The 13250-nt window shown below is 70.6% G+C and carries 19 protein-coding genes; 10 read left to right on the forward strand and 9 right to left on the reverse strand.

The genetic code is table 11. From position 1 onward, the window contains the following. The first annotated feature begins 32 nt into the window (after positions 1-32). Entirely contained in the window at positions 33-515 is a 483-nt protein-coding gene (locus ACEN9V_RS06235) for an FBP domain-containing protein (protein WP_281267180.1), read from the forward strand. Continuing rightward, positions 512-766 carry a hypothetical protein gene (locus ACEN9V_RS06240; RefSeq protein WP_413602563.1) on the forward strand — a complete coding sequence of 85 codons (255 nt, stop codon included), beginning with the start codon at positions 512-514 and terminating at the stop codon, positions 764-766. Before ACEN9V_RS06235 ends, ACEN9V_RS06240 begins: the two co-directional genes overlap by 4 nt. Positions 767-775: 9 nt before the next feature. Here the strand turns inward: ACEN9V_RS06240 and ACEN9V_RS06245 are convergent, their stop codons facing one another. Beyond that, positions 776-1654, reverse strand: a complete 879-nt coding sequence (locus ACEN9V_RS06245) for a LysR substrate-binding domain-containing protein (RefSeq protein ID WP_413602564.1) — start codon at positions 1652-1654, stop codon at positions 776-778. A gap of 68 nt (positions 1655-1722) precedes the next feature. Here ACEN9V_RS06245 and ACEN9V_RS06250 point away from each other — a divergent pair, with 68 nt between their 5' ends. From ACEN9V_RS06250 to ACEN9V_RS06270, 5 genes are read left to right on the forward strand one after another with little or no spacing between them, the layout of a single operon-like run. Next, entirely contained in the window at positions 1723-2211 is a 489-nt protein-coding gene (locus ACEN9V_RS06250) for a GNAT family N-acetyltransferase (protein WP_413602565.1), read from the forward strand. 44 nt (positions 2212-2255) lie between these two features. Then, entirely contained in the window at positions 2256-2477 is a 222-nt protein-coding gene (locus ACEN9V_RS06255; RefSeq protein ID WP_413602566.1) for a hypothetical protein, read from the forward strand. Positions 2478-2481: 4 nt separating this feature from the next. Next, on the forward strand, positions 2482-2937 hold the full coding sequence (locus ACEN9V_RS06260; RefSeq protein ID WP_413602567.1) for a GNAT family N-acetyltransferase: 456 nt from the start codon (positions 2482-2484) through the stop codon (positions 2935-2937). Positions 2938-2991: 54 nt separating this feature from the next. Continuing rightward, the gene (locus tag ACEN9V_RS06265) at positions 2992-3195 is read left to right on the forward strand and encodes a hypothetical protein (RefSeq protein ID WP_413602568.1); all 204 of its coding nucleotides are present in this window, start codon (positions 2992-2994) and stop codon (positions 3193-3195) included. After that, positions 3192-3968, forward strand: coding sequence for a class I SAM-dependent methyltransferase (locus tag ACEN9V_RS06270; RefSeq protein ID WP_413602569.1), 777 nt, complete (start codon positions 3192-3194; stop codon positions 3966-3968). Before ACEN9V_RS06265 ends, ACEN9V_RS06270 begins: the two co-directional genes overlap by 4 nt. Before the next feature lie 28 nt (positions 3969-3996). On the opposite strand, the gene ACEN9V_RS06275 is transcribed toward ACEN9V_RS06270, so the two are convergent. Continuing rightward, complete coding sequence (locus ACEN9V_RS06275) at positions 3997-5184, reverse strand: MalY/PatB family protein (protein WP_413602570.1); 1188 nt, start codon at positions 5182-5184, stop codon at positions 3997-3999. Between the two features lie 110 nt (positions 5185-5294). Between ACEN9V_RS06275 and ACEN9V_RS06280 the strand changes: the two genes are divergently transcribed. Continuing rightward, entirely contained in the window at positions 5295-6083 is a 789-nt protein-coding gene (locus tag ACEN9V_RS06280) for an isocitrate lyase/PEP mutase family protein (RefSeq protein ID WP_413602571.1), read from the forward strand. 174 nt (positions 6084-6257) lie between these two features. On the opposite strand, the gene ACEN9V_RS06285 is transcribed toward ACEN9V_RS06280, so the two are convergent. Continuing rightward, complete coding sequence (locus ACEN9V_RS06285) at positions 6258-8153, reverse strand: amidase family protein (RefSeq protein WP_413602572.1); 1896 nt, start codon at positions 8151-8153, stop codon at positions 6258-6260. Continuing rightward, positions 8150-8935, reverse strand: coding sequence for a hypothetical protein (locus ACEN9V_RS06290; RefSeq protein WP_413602573.1), 786 nt, complete (start codon positions 8933-8935; stop codon positions 8150-8152). The genes ACEN9V_RS06285 and ACEN9V_RS06290 overlap by 4 nt, the downstream gene beginning before the upstream one ends. 397 nt (positions 8936-9332) lie before the next feature. Between ACEN9V_RS06290 and ACEN9V_RS06295 the strand changes: the two genes are divergently transcribed. Next, positions 9333-9620 (forward strand): hypothetical protein, encoded by a 288-nt coding sequence (locus tag ACEN9V_RS06295; protein WP_281267169.1) that lies wholly within the window; start codon positions 9333-9335, stop codon positions 9618-9620. A 108-nt stretch (positions 9621-9728) separates the two neighbouring features. Here ACEN9V_RS06295 and ACEN9V_RS06300 read toward each other — a convergent pair whose 3' ends face one another. After that, the gene (locus ACEN9V_RS06300) at positions 9729-10076 is read right to left on the reverse strand and encodes a hypothetical protein (RefSeq protein ID WP_413602574.1); all 348 of its coding nucleotides are present in this window, start codon (positions 10074-10076) and stop codon (positions 9729-9731) included. Positions 10077-10156: 80 nt separating this feature from the next. Then, on the reverse strand, positions 10157-10429 hold the full coding sequence (locus ACEN9V_RS06305; RefSeq protein WP_413602575.1) for a helix-turn-helix transcriptional regulator: 273 nt from the start codon (positions 10427-10429) through the stop codon (positions 10157-10159). 32 nt (positions 10430-10461) lie between these two features. Between ACEN9V_RS06305 and map the strand changes: the two genes are divergently transcribed. Beyond that, positions 10462-11232, forward strand: a complete 771-nt coding sequence (gene map, locus ACEN9V_RS06310; RefSeq protein WP_413602576.1) for a type I methionyl aminopeptidase — start codon at positions 10462-10464, stop codon at positions 11230-11232. On the opposite strand, the gene ACEN9V_RS06315 is transcribed toward map, so the two are convergent. The 3 genes from ACEN9V_RS06315 to ychF all read right to left on the reverse strand — a co-directional run bounded on the left by ACEN9V_RS06315 (position 11233) and on the right by ychF (position 13240). Further along, the gene (locus ACEN9V_RS06315) at positions 11233-11694 is read right to left on the reverse strand and encodes a phage tail protein (protein ID WP_413602577.1); all 462 of its coding nucleotides are present in this window, start codon (positions 11692-11694) and stop codon (positions 11233-11235) included. A 203-nt stretch (positions 11695-11897) separates the two neighbouring features. Next, positions 11898-12131 (reverse strand): hypothetical protein, encoded by a 234-nt coding sequence (locus tag ACEN9V_RS06320; protein WP_413602578.1) that lies wholly within the window; start codon positions 12129-12131, stop codon positions 11898-11900. Positions 12132-12166: 35 nt separating this feature from the next. Further along, the gene (gene ychF, locus ACEN9V_RS06325) at positions 12167-13240 is read right to left on the reverse strand and encodes a redox-regulated ATPase YchF (RefSeq protein WP_413602579.1); all 1074 of its coding nucleotides are present in this window, start codon (positions 13238-13240) and stop codon (positions 12167-12169) included. Between the last annotated feature and the right edge of the window lie 10 nt (positions 13241-13250).

The following is a 13250-nucleotide window of genomic DNA, read 5'->3' on the forward strand; positions in this document are numbered from 1 at the left end:
CTGTCGGAGGCGAGGCATAGGGTGTTCGCACCGTGAAACCACTGACCGAAGCAGACATCCGATCGTCGTTCGTCAACGCCACCCCGGACGAGCTCGCCCAGCTCCCGATCCCGGGGCTGCACGAGATGCTCTGGGACGAGCGCGAGTTCCTCGGCTGGCGCGACCCCCAGGCGGCCCGGCGCGGGTACATCGTGTCCTGGATCGACGGTGTCGCCGTCGGGATCGTGGTGCGTTCGGCCGGCGGGTCGCTCCGCCCGGGCATCGCCGCGATGTGCTCGTTCTGTCACTCGCCGCAGCCCGCCACGCAGGTCCGCCTGTTCTCGGCGGCGCGCGCCGGTGAGTCCGGTCGCAACGGCAACACCATCGGGTCCTACATCTGCGAGGACCTCGGGTGCTCGATGCTCATCCGGACCGCTCCCCCGCACCTGAACCCGCCGGCGACCATCGCCATGCGGGGCGAAGCACTCCTGCAGCGCGTGCAGAACTTCACGGCCGACATCATGAAGACGGCGTGAGCCGGTTCCCCACTGCGCGGTGGGTCGTCGTCGAGGAACACGGCGACGGACGCTGGCGGCTGACGGTCCGCGACGAAGCCGATGACGAGCTCGGCGCCTTCGGCCTCGGCGTCGAGGGTCCGTGGGACCCCGACGTCGAGCCGCACGTGTCGTTCGTGCTCGTGCAGCTCGGCCTCGGGCTGCGCGGCTCGCGACCGTGGCGACAGGACGAGCTCGGCGACCAGCGGGCACCGGTGCTGCCGCTGGGGTAGGCGGCTCGGTCAGTCGGCCGCTGCGACGAAGTTCCTGAGGATCTCGCGGTCGTCGTCGGCGCGGACCGCCCAGCGCAACTCGCTGCGGTGGTCGCTCGTCAGCGGCAGCAGGACGACGGTGTCCGGTGCCGCGAGCGTCGCACTCGCCGGCGCGATCGTGACGCCGAGCCCGGCACCGACGAGGTGCAGCACCGTGGCCCAGGTGGTCGCCTCCTGCACGACCGTCGGACGCTTCGCACCCCGCACCACCGGGGCGAGGTTCCGCTCGGTGGCGACGGTGCCCGCCTCGGCGGGGAAGAACACGAACGGGTCGTCGACGAGCTCGGTGCCGTCGATCTCCGCACGCTCGGCGAACCGGTGGTCCCGTGGGACGGCCGCGACGAACCGCTCACTCCGGAACGGCGTGGTCCGGACGCCGTCCGTCGGGTCCGGGTCGCGCACGATCGCCAGGTCGAGCTCGCCCCGGACGATGCGCGCGAGCAGCTGCGACGTGTAGCCCTCCGTGAGTTCGACGCGGACCAGGGGGTAGCGCTCGCGGAACCGCTGCACGCGTTCGATCGGACCGAGCGGCAGCGCCGAGACCACGAACCCCACGTCGAGGCGCCCGGCTTCACCTCGTCCGACGCGGACCGTCTCGTCGAGGTCCCGCGCTGCCTGGGCGAGGAGCGACCGCGCACGCCCCTGCAGGGCCCGACCGGCCGGTGTGAGCGCGACGCTCCGCGACGTCCGGGCGAAGAGGTCCACGCCGAGCGCGCGTTCGGTCCGTCGGATCTGCTGGGAGAGCGCGGGCTGGGCGATGTGGAGGGTCTCGGCGGCGCGGCCGAAGTGCAGTTCGTCGGCGACCGCCAGGAACGCTCTGAGCTGCCGGAGGTCGACATCGTGATCCATGCATCCAGCGTATCGATCGACGCGAACGAGTATTGGACTCTTCTCGGGGTCGGCCCGAGGATGGAGCCATGCCCGACATCGCCGACATCACCATCGCCGACCTCGCCACCCCCGCGGACGCCGAGGCGTTCCGCGTGCTCAACGAGGCGTGGATCACCCGCTTCTTCGCGCTCGAGGACGAGGACCGCAAGTACCTCGGCGACCCCGTGGGACGCATCGTCGAACCCGGCGGCGCCGTGCTCGTCGCACGCCTGGCGGACGGCACCGTCGTCGGCTGCATCGGGATCGCGCCGGTGGGCCCCGGGGTGTTCGAACTCGTCAAGATGGCGGTCGCTCCGGACCACCAGGGGCACGGCACCGGTCGACGACTCATCGAGACGGCCATCGACCGCGCCCGGTCGCTCGGCGCGACACGCGTGGTGCTCGAGAGCAACGCCGACCTCGCCAGCGCCGTGCACCTCTACGAGACCACCGGGTTCCGGCACCTCGGCGCGGACGAACACGAACCGAGCCCCTACACGCGCGCGAACGTCCACATGGCGCTCGACCTGGACTGAGACCCGACCTGACCCCGACGCGCCGCACGTCCTAGGGTGTGCGCATGGGGATCATCGGGGTGGTGCTGTTCGCGATCGCAGGGTTCGCGCTGACCAACGGCATGCCGCACTTCGTGGCGGGGCTCGGCGGTCGCGTGTTCCAGACCCCGTTCGGGGCCAGGGGGTTCTTCGACGACCGCGACGAACGACCCGACGGATCACGGGACGCGCGTGACGGATCACGTCGTGCTCCTGACGGATCGCGGGGCGCTGCCGACAGTGCCTGACGCCATGCGGATCCACGAACGCACCGACGCCCACCTCGACACGTTGGTCGAGGTGCTCTGGCGCGTGCACGCCGACGGGTACCCCGCGACCTGGCCGGACGACCCACGCGCCTGGCTCTCCCCGGAGGGACTCCTCGCCGCCTGGGTCGCCGTCGACGAGGGACGGGTCGTCGGGCACGTCGGCATCGCCGTCGCCGCGCCAGCTCGCATGCCGTCGGTCACGCGGCTCTTCGTCGACCCGGCGCACCGCTGCCGAGGACTCGCGGACGACCTGCTCGCTGCGGCGGAACACGGCACACCCGGCACCCACGTGCGACTCGACGTCACCGAGGAGACACCAGGGGCATGGCGACTGTACGAGCGACGCGGATGGCACCTCACCGGCACCGGGCCAGCCGACTGGTCGAAGCCCTCCGGCGAGACGCCGATGCTCCGCTACTACGCCAAGCGCGTCGGCTGAACAGCGCGAGCGCGTCGGCTGAGCGCCGCCGGGCACGCTTGCTACGCTCGCGGCATGGCGACGCACGAGGTCCAGGCGGTCCGGGACAAGGGCATGTGGCAGGTGTTCATCGACGGGTTCCTCGTCACCGAGGTCTCCCGCTGGGGCTCGGTCGGGTTCGTCGCTCGGGAATGGGTCGCCATGACCGAGGAGGTCCCCTCCAGCGAGGTCGACCTGGCGATCCGCGTCGTCGGCCGGAACCAGTACATCGACGCGTGAGCACCAGCTCGTTCGATCAGCTCGTCGCGATCGGCGAGGCCGCCGACGTCACCGGGTGGGACTTCTCCTGGCTCGACGGCCGTGCGACCGAGGAACGCCCGCCGTGGGGCTACGCACGGCTCCTCGGCGAGCGCCTCACATCACTCGCCGAGGTGGACGGCACTGCGTCGCTCGACGTCCAGACCGGCGGCGGGGAGGTCCTCGCCGAGGCGTCGGCGTTCCCGGGAACGGCCGTCGCGACCGAGTCCTGGCCCCCGAACGTCGCCGCCGCCACGAAGCTCCTCCACCCGCGCGGCGTGGTCGTCGTCGCCGACCCGGACGAGCCCCCGCTCCCGTTCGCCGACGGCGCGTTCGACCTCGTCACCAGCCGACACCCGGCGACGATCCACTGGGACGAGATCGCCCGCGTGCTCGCCCCCGGCGGCAGCTACCTCGCGCAGCACGTGGGTCCTGCCAGCGTCTTCGAGCTCATAGAGTTCTTCCTCGGACCGAAGCCCGTCGAGCGCCGCGGACGGCACCACGACGACGAGGCCGATGCCGCGCGTGCCGCCGGACTCGAGGTCGTCGACCTCCGCACGGCGCGCACCCGCATCGAGATCCACGACGTCGCCGCGGTGGTCTACCTGCTGCGCAAGGTGATCTGGTGGGTGCCGGACTTCACCGTCGAGCGGTACCGGGAGCGGCTGCGCGACCTGCACGAGCAGATCGCCACCGACGGCCCCTTCGTCGCGTACTCGTCACGCTACCTGATCGAGGCACGCAAGCCCGCGTAGCCCGTCGCGCTGTGGCCCGCAGGCGCGCTCACGCGACGTGCCAGACCACGCCCTCCTGCGCGCTCGACGGGTACGCCGCCGCGATCCGGAGCACCGCCTCGCGCAGGGTGTCCGGCGAACACGCCAGGTTGATCCGGGCGAACCCGCGTCCCTCGGACCCGAAGGGCACGCCGGAGTTCAGCGCCACGAAGGCGTGCTCGCGGAGCTGCACGGCCGGGTCGTCCCCGAGGCCGATCCCCCGGAAGTCGAGCCACGCCAGGTAGCCGGCGCGCGGCCGGGAGTACACGACGCCCGGCAGGTGCTCGGCGAGGAGCTTCGCGAGCAGGCGGTCGTTCGCGACGATCCGGTCGATGACGTCGTCGAGCCACCCCACCGCGAGCGAGAACGCCGCGAGGTTCGCGTGCAGCCCGAGGATGCTCGTCCGGCACGCCACCTCTTCCCACAGGGTGTCGAGGAGCGCCGCGGTCCGGTCGTCCCCGGCGACGATGACGGAGCACTTCACCCCGGCGAGGTTCCATCCCTTGCTCGCGCTCGTGACACAGACGCTGCGCGCTCCGACGGACGACGCGATCGAGGCGAACGGCGTGAACTGCACGCCCGGGTGGGTCAGCGGCGCGTGGATCTCGTCCGAGATCACGAGGACGTCGTACCGTGCGGCCAGCTCCGCCAGCGCGAGCAGGTCGGCACGGTCGTGCACGAGCCCGATGGGGTTGTGCGGGTTGCAGAGCAGGAACACCCGGACCCCGGATGCGAAGGCACGCTCGAGCCCGTCGAGGTCGAGTCGGTAGACACCCCACTGCTCGGCGAGCGGGACTTCTTCCACCTGACATCGGGCCTCTTCGACGAGTTCGAAGAACGGCGGGTACACCGGCGGGGTGATCGCGACGCGACCGCCGTCCGGCAGCGCGAGGCGCAGCGTCTCGACGATCCCGACGCTGACGTCGGTGGCGAGGTACACGCGGGCCGGGTCGACCTCCCACCCCCAGCGCTCGCGGGCGAAGGACGCGAACGCCGGCGCCAGCGGCCCGGGTCCGTCGAGGTAGCCGAGGTCGGACTGCTGCACCCGTTCGATGAGCGCTTGCCGGATCTCCGGCGCGACCTCGTGGTCCATCTCGGCGACGAACAGGGGCAGCACGTCTGGCGCGTACCGCGTCCACTTGATGCTCGTGCGGACCCCGCGGATCGTGCCGACCGGGTCCTCCTCGTCACTCGCCATCCCCTCATGGTGCACCGGACTGGAGGCTCGGCGCGAGTCCGTCCGTCATCTCGCGTCGTCTCCGGGTCACCTCGGGCCGGTGTCCGACGCGTCGGCCTACTGTCGGTGCCATGACCAGCAGCACAGCGAGCAGCACCGTCGACAAGGCGTCGACCCTCAAGACCCTCCACGAAGCCCCCGAGATCCTCCGCGTCGTGAACGTGTGGGACGCGATCAGCGCGAAGACCGTCGCGGCACTGCCGGACACCCACGCGATCGCGACCGCCGGGCACTCGATCGCCGCGTCGTACGGCTACGACGACGGTGGGATGCCCCTCGACCTCGCGCTCCAGGGCGCCCAGATCGTCGCCGAGGCCGTCGACCTGCCCGTGACGGCCGACCTCGACGACGGGTACGAGGACCCCGCCGAGACCATCCGTCGCGCGATCGGCTTCGGCGTCGTCGGCGCGAACGTCGAGGACCGCCTCCGTCCCTTCGACGAGGCCGTCGCCCGCGTCGCCGCGATCACGAAGGCCGCGGAGGCCGAGGGGGTGGCGTTCCAGCTCAACGCGCGGACCGATGCGATCGCCCGCGGCGGCGACCGCCCGCTCGACGAGAGCATCGCCGACGCCATCGCCCGCGGCAAGGCGTTCCTCGACGCCGGCGCACCGCTCGTGTTCGTCCCGGGTGCGATCCAGCGCGACGTCGTGGAGCGGCTCGTCGAGGGGCTCGGCCGTGGGAAGCTCAGCGTCATCGGGCTCCCCGGTGCGCTGCCCGCGGCGGAGTACGAGGCCCTCGGCGTCGCCCGGATCTCCTACGGTCCGCTGACGCAGCGCGTCGCCCTCCGGGCGCTCCGCGACCTGGCGACCGACCTGTACGGCGGTGGCGTCGTGCCGGAGGACACCCCCGCCCTGAACTGATCACCCTGACGACGAGTGCGCATGCGCCCGCATGCGCACTCGTCGTCTCGGCGCGCACTCCGGCCGGCAGCCGCAGGCGAGCAGCCGTCCGCCCGCCGGCCGCAGCGCGACCACCTGACAAACCGGAGGCTCGGTGCCAGCTGGCACCGAGCCTCCTGTCCGATCTGGGCGGGACTACCCGAGCGGGCCGTACGCGGCCGGCGTGGTGCGCGCGTGCGTCGCCTGCTCGAAGGCGTAGCCGAGCCCGATCACGGTGCTCTCGTCGTACGAGCGACCCAGGAACTCCAGGTTCACGCCGCCGCCGGTGACCGTGTTGTCGGCCGCGGTGGCCTGTCCCATCGGGACCGTCACGGCCGGCATGCCGGTGTTCGGGCTGAGGCGCATGTTCGTCGACTGCGTGCCGTACGGCGTGCCCGACGGGTAGACGAGCGCGTCGAGGTCCTGTGCGTCCATCATCGACGTGACGACCTGCTTGCCGGTGGCGAGCTGCGTCGTGTGCGTCCCGGTCGGACCGGCCCATGCCTGGTACTGGGCGTCCGTGATCTTGTCGCGTGCCTCGTACGTGGACTTCCGGCTCGGCACGTACTCACCCGATGCGAGGATGCCCGAGATGCTCCGGGCGGTGACGTCGGGGTCGAGGTGCTTCTGGACGTACTCGTCGAGGTCGTGCTTGAACTCGTTCGTCGATCCGCTGCCCTCGTTCAGCACCTTCGCGAAGTCCGCGGTGCTGCTGATCGGCACGACCGTCGCCCCGGCGGCGGTGAGCTTCGCGACGGACTCGTTGAACAGCCGGAGCGTGGTGGCGTTCGTGCCGACCATCGACGTGACGTAGCCGATCCGCGCGCCCTGGAGCGCCTCCGGGTCGAGCGCGGCGGTGTAGGACGTCGGGACCTTGCCCGTCTGGCCGCTCGTCACCGGATCGGCTGCATCGACCCCGGTGACGGCATCGAGCGCCACCGCGGCGTCGGTCACCGAGCGGGCGATGGGCCCGCCGGTGTCCTGCGACAGCGCGAGCGGGATGATGCCGTCTCGGCTCGTCAGTCCCACCGTCGGGCGGATGCCGACGAGCTGGTTGTACGAGGACGGGATGCGGATCGACCCACCGGTGTCGGTGCCGAAGCCGATGCCCGCCAGGTTCGCGGCGATCGCAGCACCGGTTCCACCGCTGGACCCGCCTGCTGTCTGTGTCGTGACGTAGGGGCTCGCGACGAGGAGCGAGGACCCCGCCGGCTGGTTCGAGGAGAACTCCGACACGAAGCCGTACGCGAACTCGTCGAGGCTCGCCTTCGCCAGGATCACGGCACCGGCGCTGCGGAGGCCGGTGACCATCGCGGCGTCGGTGTCGGTCTGGTTGTCGTCCCAGCAGCCGCAGCCACCGGTGGTCGGCATGTCCTTCGTGTCGTAGTTGTCCTTCAGAGCGATCGGCACGCCGAGGAGCATGCTCGTCATCCCGTGCTCGGCCCGCTCGGTGTCGGCGGTCTTCGCGGCCGCGAGTGCTTCCTTGTTCGTGGTGATGATCGAGTTCAGCGGACGTCCGCCGGCCTGCACGGTCGTGCGGTCGTAGGCGGCGATGCGGTCGAGGTAGTCCTGGGTGATCGCGACCGAGGTCGTCACGCCCGCGTTCATCGCGGCCTGCATGTCGAGGGTCGAGGCCTCGACGAGCTGGAACGGGCCGTCGTCGTAGATCATGCGGTGGGACAGCGCGGCGACGTCGGCGACCGTGATGGTGCCGTCGCCGTCGGTGTCCGCCTTCGCGACGGCGGACCAGCTCGTGTCGGTGCTCGTCGTCCCGAGGGACTTCGTCAGGACGGTCAGGTCCTCGGTCGTGACCTGGTCGTCGCCGGTCAGGTCGAGGGACGTGTAGTACGGCGCGAGCATCGCGGCAGGGCTCGCGTCGACGGTGGGGTCGGCCGCCTGTGCCGTCAGCGCCGGTGTCGCGGCGAGGGCGGTGCCGACGAGGGCGATGAGGGCAGCGCCGGCGGCAGCTCGCTTGGGGGGGTGCGTGGTGCGCTGGGTGGCGCGCTGGGTGGCGCGCTGGGTGGTGCGCTGGGTGGTGCGCTGGGTGGTCATCGGGTGGCTCCGTTCCGGCGGGCGCGGGCGCGGGCCCGGGCGACGAGGACGCCGCCACCGGCCAGCAGCAGGGCGAGACTTGCAGCGATCCACGGTGCGACCTGCGCACCGGTCCAGGCGAGCTGGCCTGCGGCCGGACGGGAGGCACCGCTCACGGCGTCCGCGTCGGTCGCGGTGCCGCCGGTGCCGGTTCCACCGCCCGCTCCGGCCCCGTTCGTCGGGTCGCCTCCCGGGGTGCCCGGCGTTGCCGGATCGGTCGGCGCGGTGGTCGCCGCCGCTTCGATCGTGATGGCCGTCGCCGCGGGGGCGTCGAGCGTGGTCGCTGCACCGTCCTCGTCGAGGAGCGTGATGCTCGTGACCGCGAGGTCCACCGTGCCGGCGCCCGTCGCCGTCATGCCGATCGAACTCGCGAGGTCGCCCCCGATCGCGGGCGACGTGCCGAGTCGGGTGTGCACGATGGTGAGCTCGTCGCCGTCCTGGGTGACGCTGTCGAAGCCGCCGTCCGGACCGGTCACACTGCCGTCCTGGTAGGCGACGGCCGCCTCGTCGGCGTCGAGCGTGATCTCGTACGCGAAGACGTCGGCGGTTGCGGGGATCGTGACGGAGACGTCGAAGTCGTCGCCGACCGTGACGGACGCCGGGGCGTCGATGGTCGCTGTGGTCGCTGTCGGGGCCGCCTGTGCCGGGCCGGCCGTCAGGACGACGAGCCCGAGGGCTCCCGTCATGACCGCCGTCGCGGTGGCGATCGCCGCGCGGGGGCGCTGGCGTGTTCGGTGCTGCATCCGTGCAGGTCCTTCGTCCGGGTGGTTGCTGAGCAGGGGCTCAGCTCTCGAACGGTAACGACGTGGTGTTTCGCGGACGGACCCGATCGGTTTCCACCGCGTTACGCGCTTGATCGGTGGACATTCGGGGCGCGGTCGTGTAGTGTTCTTCTCTGGTGCACTGCAGCGAACCCATCTGACTCGCGCACACCAAACCGTCTCGAAGCCGACTCACCCGAGTCGCATTCCCCCGAGACCACCGTTCGCCCGAACGTCCGATCCGGATCCTTCCGATCGAGGCCAGGCCGAACAGCACGTCGAATGCCGACGTGCGCGTGCCCACCACACGCGACCGATGCGACTCAGTCGTCCGTCGGACCGCAGCGTGGGCTCGCCAGAAGACGAGAAAGACAGCACCATGACCAGCAACGAACGAATCACCATCATCGGGACCGCGACCGCGGCTCCCGTCGTCTCCCCCGACCGCATCGCGGAGTTCCCCGTGCGCGACAACGGCACCCAGCGCGAGTACGTCGTGCGCGTGCCCGTCGACGTGCTCGACCTGTTCGTCACCCCCGGCACCCGTGTCGAGGTCGACGGCGAAGCCGGCTGGACCGTCCCCGGGCGCTCCTGGCTCGGCGAGTCGAGCCGCACCATCCTCCAGGCGGCGACCGTCCGCCGGTCGGAGCTCGCGCTCGCAGCCTGAGCCGAGCCTCCCGTCCGGACGCCTTGCTTGCTTGCTTGCTCGTCCTGACGGGTCCGAACACACGAAACGCCGCCGATTCCGGCGGCGTTTCGTCGTTCCCGGGGCGCCTCAGGCGTCCGAAAGCGGTTCCGGGTCGTCGGCTCCCGCGAAGGGTGTGCGGCCGTCGGCGTTCAGCGGGCTGTCCGGGCCCGCGTGCGTCGCCGCATCGCGGAGGCGACGGATGAAGCCGGGGTCCTCGTACTCGAGTTCGTCGTCCGGCGCCGCCGTCAGCACCAGCTCGCTCGCCGGCCCCACCAGGAGCGTCGTGGTCTCGATCGAACCATCCTCGGCGACGGTCGGGACGTGGACCGAGTCCGTACGCCCGTTGGCACCGAGGATCGCCGCGTAGTCGGCGAGCGCTTCGGCGATGCGATCACCCGTCAAGACGATGCTGCCGTCGTAGTTGATGTACTTCACGTTCCACCTCCGCAGTGCACGGTAGGCACTCGTGGGTCCACGACAGCCCAGTGGGTGCGTTCGGTGGATGAACGGACGGGTCAGGACGCCAGTCGATTCGGGGACGAATCGGCGGCGGTGATCTCCGCCCAGACCTCATCGAGCGACAGCCCGAGGACGTCCGCGATGGCGGCGATCGTCGGGAACGCCGGTGTCGCCACCCGCCCGGTCTCGATCTTCCGCAACGTCTCCGGGGACACCCCGGCATCGAGCGCCGTCTGGAGCATCGACCGGTCGCCGCGCGCCTCGCGGAGCAGCGCACCGAGGCGCTGACCGCGTTCGACGTCTGCGGGGGTGAGGGGAAGCCTGACCATGACACCCATACTAGTACCGGTATAGTTATTGCATGATCGAGCTCCTCACCCCGACCGAACTCCCCCGCGCACGGGCCGTCGGTGCGCTCGTCGGACGGATCCTGCACACCCTGCAGGGGCGGGCGACGGTGGGTACGAACCTCCTGGACATCGACCGGTGGGCGAAGGCGATGATCCTCGAGGCCGGCGCCGTCTCGAGCTACGTCGACTACGCGCCGTCGTTCGGCCGCGGCCCGTTCGGGCACTACATCTGCACCGCCGTCAACGACGCCGTGCTGCACGGGCTCCCCCATGACTACGCGCTCCGCGACGGTGACCTCCTGACGCTCGACCTCGCCGTCTCGCTCGACGGCGTCGTCGCGGACTCCGCCGTGAGCTTCGCCGTCGGATCGGCGGCACGGCCCGAGGACCTCGCGATGATCGATGCGACCGAGCGCGCCCTCGCGGCCGGCATCGCCGCTGCCGCCCCAGGAGCACGCGTCGGTGATCTGTCCCACGCGATCGGCACGGTCCTGCACGAGGCCGGCTACCCGATCAACATGGAGTTCGGCGGGCACGGCGTCGGGTCGACGATGCACCAGGACCCGCACATCTCGAACGACGGACGGCCGGGCCGCGGCTACGTGCTCCGGCCGGGGCTCCTGCTGGCGCTCGAGCCATGGGTGATGGCGGACACCGACGTGCTGGTCACCGACCCGGACGGCTGGACGCTCCGCAGTGCGACCGGCGCGCGGACCGCCCACAGCGAGCACACCATCGCGATCACCGAGGACGGGGCAGAGGTCCTCACGCTGCGGGGGTGATCAGTACGTGCCCTTGATGACGAAGTAGGAGCCACGGATCTCCCCCGCGAGCTTCGACCGCTGGCGGGCGAACTTGAATGCATCGAGCTCGGCTGGGACGTCCATGCCCATCGACAGCTTGAACCCGACCGCCCGCTTCCCGCCGTCCTCGATCGCGTACATCACGTTGATCGCCAGCCCGGACTCGTAGAACACGTACGCCATCCGGAGTCCGCCGACCTCGAACCCGCTGACCTCGAGCGGAGGCGAAGCGATCACGATGCCCCGCTCGTCGTGCAGCACGCGCGTGACGAGGTCCAGCACCTCGGGGGCTTCGTCCGGCGTGCTCGTGACGAACACGTGGTCGTACTTGTTCTTGTAGTACCGGGCTTCGTTCGCGCGCAGCCCGGCGAGTGCTTCTGCGACCGGGGACGACTCGAGCCCGGTGGTGGAGACATCGACGAAGTCGACCGTGTACGTCATGCAGGAACCGTACCGCTGACGGGTCAGCCGAGCATCGCCCACGCCCGTTGCGCAGCCGGGGTCAGTGGCACGGCCGAACCGAGTCCATCCGTTCTGCATCCACTCGCCGGAGACGCCAAAGTGCTCGTGCCGGATCACCCCGACGCGCTAGCACGGGCCAGTTGTTGAAGCGGAACTCCACCGGGTGTCGTCACCGTTGGACCTCAGCGCCAGGGGATTCCGAGGAGCGCGGTCACAACCATGATGAGACCGATGACGCCGAGCACGGTTCCGAGCATCCGGATCCAAGCGGTGCCCCACCTCGCCTGCGGGTTCCAGGCCAAACCGGCCTTCTCTGCCGACATCGCGATCTTGATGATGACCCCCGGGAAGGTGACCACGAAAGCACCCCATAGAAGGAAGATCGCTCCGACGACGAGCTGGAATCCGGTGCCCATGACGGTGACGCTACTCGTCCCCACGATCCACGCGGCTAGTTCGAAAAGCGGAACTCCACCACGTCGCCGTCCTGCATCACGTAGTCCTTGCCCTCGATCCGGGCCTTGCCGTGCGCACGAGCCTCCGCGATCGAGCCCGCCTCCATCAGGTCGGCGAACGAGATGACCTCCGCCTTGATGAAGCCCTTCTCGAAGTCGGTGTGGATGACCCCGGCGGCCTGGGGAGCCTTCCACCCCTTGCCGATCGTCCACGCACGCGCTTCCTTCGGCCCGGCCGTCAGGTAGGTCTGCAGCCCGAGGGTGTCGAACCCGATGCGTGCGAGCTGGTCGAGCCCTGATTCCGTCTGCCCGGTGGACTCGAGGAGCTCGCGGGCGTCAGCGGGGTCGAGCTCGATCAGCTCGGACTCGACCTGCGCGTCCAGGAACACTGCCTGCGCGGGAGCGACGAGTGCGGCGAGCTCGGCCTTGCGGGCGTCGTCGGTGAGGATCGCCTCGTCGACGTTGAAGACGAAGATGAACGGCTTCGCGCTGAGCAGCCCGAGTTCGGCGATCGGTGCGAGGTCGATCGACGTGGCGGAGAGGAGCGTGCCCTGCTCGAGCGCCGCCCGTGCCTCCTTCGCCGTCTCGAGCACGATCGGCTCGGCCTGCTTCAGCTTGAGCATCTTCTCGTACCGCGGGAGCGCCTTGTCGATGGTCTCCATGTCCGCGAGGATCAGCTCGGTGTTGATCACTTCGAGGTCGTCCTTCGGGGAGACCTTGTTCGCGACGTGCACGACGTCGTCGTCGGTGAACCCGCGGACGACCTGCGCGATGGCGTCGGCTTCGCGGATGTTCGCGAGGAACTTGTTGCCGAGCCCCTCGCCTTCGCTCGCGCCCTTGACGATGCCGGCGATGTCGACGAACGACACCGGCGCGGGCACGGTCTTCTCCGAGTGGAACAGCCCGGCGAGCTCGTCGAGCCGCGAGTCGGGCAGGTTCACCACGCCGACGTTCGGTTCGATGGTCGCGAAGGGGTAGTTCGCGGCCAGGACCTGGTTCTTGGTCAGCGCGTTGAAGAGCGTCGACTTGCCGACGTTCGGGAGACCGACGATTCCGATGGTGAGAGCCACGGGAGTAGAG

The organism is Curtobacterium sp. Curtsp57 (assembly GCF_047324335.1).
GTDB lineage: Bacteria > Actinomycetota > Actinomycetes > Actinomycetales > Microbacteriaceae > Curtobacterium.